Below are 7035 nucleotides of genomic sequence, written 5' to 3' on the forward strand. Positions count from 1 at the left end.
CATTCGCCACATGGACCTCAAACACCGCTCTCGGGCACTGACCGAGGGCCGTGACCGCGCGGCCGCCCGCGCGTACCTGAAGGGCATCGGCTATGACGACGAGGCCCTCTCCAAGCCGATCATCGGCGTCGCGAACACGTGGATCGAGACGATGCCGTGCAACTTCCATCTGCGCGCGCTCGCCAAGCACGTCAAGGACGGCATCAAGGCCGCGGGCGGGACGCCGATGGAGTTCAACACCGTCGCGATCTCCGACGGGATCACGATGGGCACGTCCGGGATGAAGACGAGCCTGGTCTCCCGCGAGGTCGTCGCGGACTCCATCGAGCTCGTCACGCTCGGCCACCTGTTCGACGCCGTCATCTGCCTGTGCGCGTGCGACAAGACGATCCCCGGCACGGTGATGGCGCTCGCGCGCCTCGACGTGCCCGGCGTGATGCTGTACGGCGGCTCGATCCCGCCCGGCCACTACCAGGGCCGCGACATCACGATCATGGACGTCTTCGAGGCGGTCGGCGCGAACGCCGCGGGCAAGATCACGGACCAGGACCTGGCGGACATCGAGGCGGCCGCGAGCCCGGGCGCCGGCGCGTGCGGCGGCCAGTACACGGCCAACACGATGGCGATGGCGTTCGAGATGATGGGCATCAGCCCGATCGGCCCGAGCCTCACACCGGCCCAGGACGCCACGAAGGCCGACCACGCCTATGCCGCCGGCGAGCTCGTCATGGACGTCCTGCGCCGCGGCCAGAAGCCCAGCGACCTGATCACGCGCGAGTCGCTCGAGAACGCGATCCTCGCCGTCGCCGCGTCCGGCGGCTCCACGAACGCCGTCCTGCACCTGCTCGCGGTCGCGCGGGAAGCGGGCGTCCCGCTCGACATCGACGACTTCGACCGGATCGCGGAGTCGAGCCCGTCCCTGTGCGACCTCAAGCCGGGCGGCCGCTTCGTCGCCACCGACCTGCACGCCGCGGGTGGCACGGCGGTGCTCGCCAAGCGCCTCGTCGACCTCGGGCTTCTCCACGAAGACGCGCCCACCGTGACGGGCAAGACCATCGGCGAGGAGGCGGAGGCGGCCAACGAAGCGCCGGGCCAGGAGGTGATCCGCCCGCTCGAGAACCCGATCAAGAAGACCGGCGGCATCGCGATCCTCCGCGGCAACCTCGCTCCTGAGGGCAGCGTGGTCAAGCTCTCCGGCCACGAACGCCGCCGCCACAGCGGCCCCGCGCGCGTCTTCGAGGGTGAAGAAGCGGCGATGAAGGCCGTCACGAGCGGCCAGATCAACGCGGGCGACGTCGTCGTCATCCGCAACGAAGGCCCCGCCGGTGGCCCCGGCATGCGGGAGATGCTGGCCGTGACGGCCGCGATCGTGGGGGAGGGCCTGGGCGACAGCGTCGCGCTGCTCACCGACGGCCGCTTCTCCGGCGCCACGCGTGGGTTCATGGTCGGCCACATCGCGCCCGAAGCCGTCCACAAGGGCCCGATCGCGGCCGTGCAGGAGGGCGACACGGTCACGATCGACGTCGACGCACGACGCCTGGACCTCGACGTCTCAGACGAGGAGATCGCCCGGCGGCTGGACGCCTACGAGCCGCCGCCGACCGTCACCCGCGGCGTGCTGGGCAAGTACGCCCAGCAGGTCTCCAGCGCCAGCGAGGGCGCGATCACGCATCGATGAACTCGGCGAGCAGCCCGTTGAACCGCGACGGGCGCTCGAGCATCGACAGATGGCCCGTGTCGTCGAACACGACGGCACGGGCGTTGGCGCCGATCAGCTCCTCGAACTCGTAGGCGTCCGCGACCGGAATGAGGATGTCGTTGCGGCCCCACACGATCAGCACCGGGATCTCGATCTCGGGCAGCCGCTCGCGGAACGAGTAGTCGAGCACCGCGTCCAGCCCGCCGACGAACCCCGGCGTCCCCGCGCCCACCACCAGCTCGGACGCCAGCGGGACCGACAGGCGCTCCGGGTAGCGCACCACGAGCTGCAGCGCCGCGCGCCGCAGGCGCGGCCGCGTCGCCACCGGCAGCTGCTTGACGCCGACCCGCGCGGCGCCCACGGCCATCAGGCGCCCGATCGCCATCACCGGCTCCTTCCACATGTGCTCGACCGAGATCCCCGCGGCCGAGACCAGCACGAGCTTCTGCACCCGCGTCGGGAACGCCAGCGCCAGCTCGGCCCCGATGAACCCGCCCATCGAGTTCCCGACCACCACCGGGCAGTCGATGCCCAGCTGATCGCAGAGCTGGTCGATCACCCGCGCGAAGCCCTGGATCGAGATCCGCCCCGCGGGCATCTCGGAGCCGCCGAAGCCCGGCAGGTCCGGGGCGATCACCCGGAAGCGATCCATGAAGGCCGGGATGTTCAGCAGCCAGTTCTGCCACAGCCCGCCGAGCCCGTGCAGGAACAGCAGCGGCGGCCCGTCGCCGCCCGTGTCCACGACCCGCACGCGCTTGCCGAGGACCGTCACGTCGTGCGTCAGCGACGGCCAGTCGACGCTCATCCACGTCGAGTCGTCGCCGTCGGCGTACTCCGGGTCCGGCTTCTGCCGGAATAGCGCATTGCCGGGGAGCGCACGCACCTGCCCGAGGAACCCCGACACGCCGCTACCGTACCAACGCCCGTGCGCCTCGCGATCGACATCGACTCGACGCTGCACCCCTACTGGGACCAGCTCGCCGAGATCGCCCGCCGCCGCTTCGGCGTCGAGCTCCCGTACGACAGCCAGGCCACGTGGGCGATCGACAAGCTCGAGCCCGAGCAGCTGCGCGTGATCGTGACCGAGACCCACACGGCCGAGCACGTCCTCGCCGCCGAGCCCTACCCGGGCGCCGTCGAGGCCATCACGCGCTGGCACGAGCAGGGCCACTACATCCACATCACCAGCCACCGGGCCGCCGACGCGCACCCGCACACCGCCGAGTGGCTGGAGCAGATCGGCCTCCCGCACGACGACCTGTACTGCTCCAATGACAAGATCAGCCGCTGCCTGGAGCTGGAGATCGACGTGCTGATCGACGACTCGCCGGTGAATCTGCAGCGGGCCGTCGAAGTGGGTATCACGGCCGCGACGCTCGAGCACCCGTGGAACCGGGACCTGCCCGGCGTCATCTCCGCCCCCGACTGGCCGACGCTCGCGCAACGCCTGGAGCCGCATCTGACGTGAAGGAGCTCGAACCCGCAGCCGACCACCGCGCCCACCTCCCGGCCATCGAGCCCGAGCGCCAGGTCACGGACTGGGGCCGCTCCGAGCGCGTCGAGGGCTTCTTCGACCGCACGCTCTACGAGTTCCTCTACCACTACTGGTTCCGGGTCGAGGTCGAGGGGATCGAGCACGTCCCGTCCACCGGCGGCGCGCTGCTGGTCTCCAACCACGCCGGCGCGCTCCCGCCCGACGCGTCGATGATCGCCAAGGCGATCAAGGAAGAGCATGCGCGCCCGCGCAACCTGCATCTGACCGTCGAGCACTTCTTCAAGGGCTATCCCGGGCTGTCGCTGCTCGTGAGCAAGCTCGGCGGGGTGCCCGCGCACCCGGCCAACGTGCACCGGCTGCTGCACGACGAGGAGGAGCTCGTGCTCGTGTTCCCGGAAGGTGCGAAGGGGACCGAGAAGCTCTACAAGGACCGCTACCGGCTGCGGCGCTTCGGGCGCGGCGGGTTCGTGGAGTCGGCGATGCGGGCGCGCGCCCCGATCGTCCCGATCGCGCTCGTCGGGGCCGAGGAGGCGATGCCGATCTTCGCCCACGTCCGCCCGTTGCAGAAGCTCACGCGGCTGATCTACTTCCCGGTCATCCCGGCGCCCGGCTATCTGCCCGCCAAGTTCCGCATCCGCTTCCTGGAGCCGATTCCCACCGACCAGTGGGGCGAGGAGCCGTGGAACGACAAGGGGCTCGTGCAGACCGTGGCCGAGGAGGTCCGCGCCCGCATCCAGGAGGAGCTGTACGCGATGCTCGCCGAGCGCAAGTCGGTGTGGCTGGGATGAGCCGCGTCCTGATCACCGGCCTCTCGAGCTACTGGGGCGGCCGGCTCGCGCAGGAGCTCGAGAAGGACGAGTCGGTCGAGGCCATCGTCGGTGTCTCGACCGAGGACCCGAGCTGCCAGCTCGAGCGCACGGAGTTCGTCCGGGTCGGCACCCACCACGCGCTGCTGCGCCGGATCGTGCACGCGGCGGAGATCGACACCGTGATCGACACGCGGCTGATCGTGGACTCGGCCACCGCGCCGGCCAAGGCGGCGCACGAGCAGAACGTGATCGGGACGATGAACGTGCTGGCCGCGTGCGGCGGGCCGGACTCGCCCGTGCGCAAGGTCGTGTTCAAGTCCAGCGCCCATTACTACGGCTGTGAGCGCGACGACCCGAGCTTCTTCACCGAGCAGATGCGCCGCCCGCATCCGCCGCGGACGCGGCTGGAGTCCGACATCGTCGAGGCCGACGACGCCGTTCAGGACTTCGCCGCCCGCAACCGCCACGTCACGGTCACGACGCTGCGCTTCTGCAACGGGCTGGGCCCGGATCTGCACACGTCGCACTCACGGCTGCTGTCGCTGCCGGCGGTGCCGGGCATCCTCGGGTTCGACCCGCGCTGCCAGTTCATCCACGAGGACGACATCGTCGGCGCGCTCCACCACGCCGCGATGAACGACCTACCGGGCGTCTACAACGCGGCGCCGGACGGGGTGCTCGTGCTGAGCGAGGTCGCGAGCCTGCTCGGCAAGCCGTACGCGCCGCTGCTGCCGCCGTGGGGGACGAGCCTGGCGACGGCGGCGTGGTCGGCGGTCGGCATCCGGGTCCCCGAGGAGGTCCGCCGGCAGCTCCGCTACGGCCGCGGTCTGGACAACCGCAAGCTCAAGATGAGCGGCTTCCGCTTCAGCCTCACCACACGCGAGACGGTGCAGGAATTCGCCGCCGCGCTGCGGCTCGCCCCACTGCGCGAGAGTGGCGAAGCGCCATATCGTTACGAGCGCGAGGTCGAGGAGTTCCTACGCTGGTCACCGAGCGTCCGACGCGACGAGTAAGGTGGCTGACAAGCCAGCCTCGTTGCAGGGGTACTCGACTCACTGCTCCGCGTCTTACCATTGCCAGGCCCCATGCGTACTCGTCTGATCGTCATCGCTTCTCTGCTCGTGGTCCTCGGCCTTGGCGTCGTGGGCGCCACCTACTTCTACGACCAGTCCAAGAAGGACCTGGTCGCCGAGGGGGTCAAGGTCAACGGCGTCCCGATCGGCGGGCTCTCCCGCGTGCAGGCGGAGAAGAAGCTGTCCGCCGCGCTGCTGGAGCCGCTCGACCGGCCCGTGAAGGTCTCCTACAAGGACCGTACGTTCACGCTCACGCAGAAGGCCGCGGCCATCGGGATCGACATCCGCGGCTCCGTGGACAAGGCGCTCGCGCGCTCGCAGCAGGGCGACATGTTCAGCCGCACCTGGCGCAACGTGCGCAACGAGTCGGTCAACACCGAGCTCGCGGCCGAGGTCAGCTACAACCAGCCGGCGATCTCCAAGCTGGTCAAGCGCGTCCAGAAGTCGATCGACCGCAAGCCCCGGGACGCCAAGCTGGACCTGAGCGAGGGCTTCCAGGAGCCCACGCCGTCCAAGACGGGCCTGCGCGTGAAGTACAACACGCTGGCCAAGGAGCTCGAGCAGACGCTGCTCACGCCGGGCAAGACCGAAGAGGTCAAGGTCAAGACGACGGTCGTGCAGCCCAAGGTCTCCACGAAGGAGATCGCCGCGAAGTACCCGGCGATCCTGGTCGCGGACCGCAAGAGCTTCAAGCTCAAGCTCTACAAGAACCTCAAGCTCGAGAAGACGTACGGCATCGCGGTCGGCAAGGTCGGCATGGACACGCCGGCCGGGCTCTACAACATCGCCAACAAGGCCGTGAACCCGGCCTGGCACGTGCCGAACTCGGACTGGGCGGGCGACCTCGCCGGCAAGGTCATCCCGGGCGACGACCCGTCGAACCCGATCAAGGCCCGCTGGCTCGGGATCTACGACGGCGTCGGCATCCACGGCACCTCCGACGACGCCTCGATCGGCTCCGCCGCGTCCCACGGCTGCCTGCGCATGCACATCCCGGACGTGATCGAGCTCTACGACCAGGTCCCGGTCGGAGCTCCCATCTACATCGCGTAGGGCGGTCGCCGGCCTGTGAACTTGGGCGGGTGGCCGGACAGATAGGGGTGTGAACCCCAGCCGCCAAGCCCGCTTCGAAGCGCTCTTCAACGAGCACTACGTGGCGGTGCACCGTTACGCGCTCCGGCGCGCCGAGCCGCCGCTCGCGGAGGAGGTCGTCAACGAGGCCTTCCTGGTCGCGTGGCGGCGGTTCGACCAGGTGCCCGAAGAGCCGCTGCCCTGGCTGTACGCCACGGCCGGGCACGTGCTCGCCAACCGCCGCCGTGAGGCCGCCCGCCACGCCCGCCGCGTGGGCGCCGCGGCCACCGAAGCGGGCCGGACGCCGGCCCGCGGAGAGGGCGGCGCCTCCACGGACGACCTCGCCGGAGGCCGCCGCCGCGCCGCGCGTGCGCCGGACACGGGGCGCGACCCCGCGGAGCGCCTCGCCGAACGCGACGCCGCCCTGCGCGCGTTCGCCGCTCTCAACGAGCCCGACCGCGAGGCGCTGCGGCTCGTCGCCTGGGAGCGCCTGAGCCTCGCCGACGCCGCCCGCGTGGCCGGAGTGTCCCGCCCCGCGTTCGCGATGCGCGTGCACCGCGCACGCCGCCGCCTCGCCGCCCGCCTGCGCGAGCAGGACGCCGCGCTCGACCTCGACTTCCCGATGGAGCCCGCCGATGCCTGACGCCGCCGCGCCGCCCTGCGCGCTCGTCGCGCCCGCCCATCCTCTCGTCTTCTTCTCGGAGCCCGCCGATGCCTGATCCCGTTCTCGAGCTGCGCGAGTCCGATCCCGCCGCGCACGCCCGCACCACGCCGCCCGCCGACGTCCTGGCGCGCATCGTCGCCACGCCACCCGAGGCGCGTCGGCGCCGGGCGCCGCGCCTCGCGGTCGCCGCCGCCGGCCTCGCCGCGGCCGCCGTCGTCGCGATC

At 71.0% G+C, this 7035-nt stretch carries 7 protein-coding genes; 6 read left to right on the forward strand and 1 reads right to left on the reverse strand.

Annotation, left to right across the window (positions count from 1 at the left end; genetic code table 11):
* Window positions 1-10 precede the first annotated feature (10 nt).
* Entirely contained in the window at window positions 11-1678 is a 1668-nt protein-coding gene (gene ilvD, locus OJ962_RS27300) for a dihydroxy-acid dehydratase (protein ID WP_202952438.1), read from the forward strand.
* Here ilvD and OJ962_RS27305 read toward each other — a convergent pair.
* Window positions 1665-2603, reverse strand: a complete 939-nt coding sequence (locus OJ962_RS27305; protein WP_202952439.1) for an alpha/beta fold hydrolase — start codon at window positions 2601-2603, stop codon at window positions 1665-1667. The two genes, ilvD and OJ962_RS27305, sit on opposite strands and share 14 nt — an antisense overlap.
* Window positions 2604-2624: 21 nt before the next feature.
* On the opposite strand from OJ962_RS27305, the gene OJ962_RS27310 reads away from it, so the two are divergent.
* From OJ962_RS27310 to OJ962_RS27330, 5 genes are all read left to right on the forward strand, one after another.
* Window positions 2625-3167 (forward strand): 5' nucleotidase, NT5C type, encoded by a 543-nt coding sequence (locus tag OJ962_RS27310; RefSeq protein WP_202952440.1) that lies wholly within the window; start codon window positions 2625-2627, stop codon window positions 3165-3167.
* Complete coding sequence (locus OJ962_RS27315; protein ID WP_202952441.1) at window positions 3164-3982, forward strand: lysophospholipid acyltransferase family protein; 819 nt, start codon at window positions 3164-3166, stop codon at window positions 3980-3982. Before OJ962_RS27310 ends, OJ962_RS27315 begins: the two co-directional genes overlap by 4 nt.
* A complete protein-coding gene (locus OJ962_RS27320; RefSeq protein WP_202952442.1) occupies window positions 3979-5016 on the forward strand; it encodes an NAD-dependent epimerase/dehydratase family protein in 1038 nt (345 codons plus the stop codon). The genes OJ962_RS27315 and OJ962_RS27320 overlap by 4 nt, the downstream gene beginning before the upstream one ends.
* A 72-nt stretch (window positions 5017-5088) precedes the next feature.
* Window positions 5089-6129: a L,D-transpeptidase family protein gene (locus OJ962_RS27325; RefSeq protein WP_202952443.1), complete on the forward strand. Its 1041-nt coding sequence runs from the start codon at window positions 5089-5091 to the stop codon at window positions 6127-6129.
* A gap of 49 nt (window positions 6130-6178) precedes the next feature.
* On the forward strand, window positions 6179-6790 hold the full coding sequence (locus tag OJ962_RS27330; protein ID WP_202952444.1) for an RNA polymerase sigma factor: 612 nt from the start codon (window positions 6179-6181) through the stop codon (window positions 6788-6790).
* Window positions 6791-7035 lie beyond the last annotated feature (245 nt).

The sequence above is a fragment of the Solirubrobacter deserti genome (genome assembly GCF_027587175.1).
Taxonomy (GTDB): Bacteria; Actinomycetota; Thermoleophilia; order Solirubrobacterales; family Solirubrobacteraceae; genus Solirubrobacter; species Solirubrobacter deserti.

Coding starts and splice junctions, on each gene's coding strand:
- ilvD (WP_202952438.1), top strand. CDS start 11: ATGGACCTCAAACACCGCTCTCGGGCACTGACCGAGGGCCGTGACCGC.
- OJ962_RS27320 (WP_202952442.1), top strand. CDS start 3,979: ATGAGCCGCGTCCTGATCACCGGCCTCTCGAGCTACTGGGGCGGCCGG.
- OJ962_RS27325 (WP_202952443.1), top strand. CDS start 5,089: ATGCGTACTCGTCTGATCGTCATCGCTTCTCTGCTCGTGGTCCTCGGC.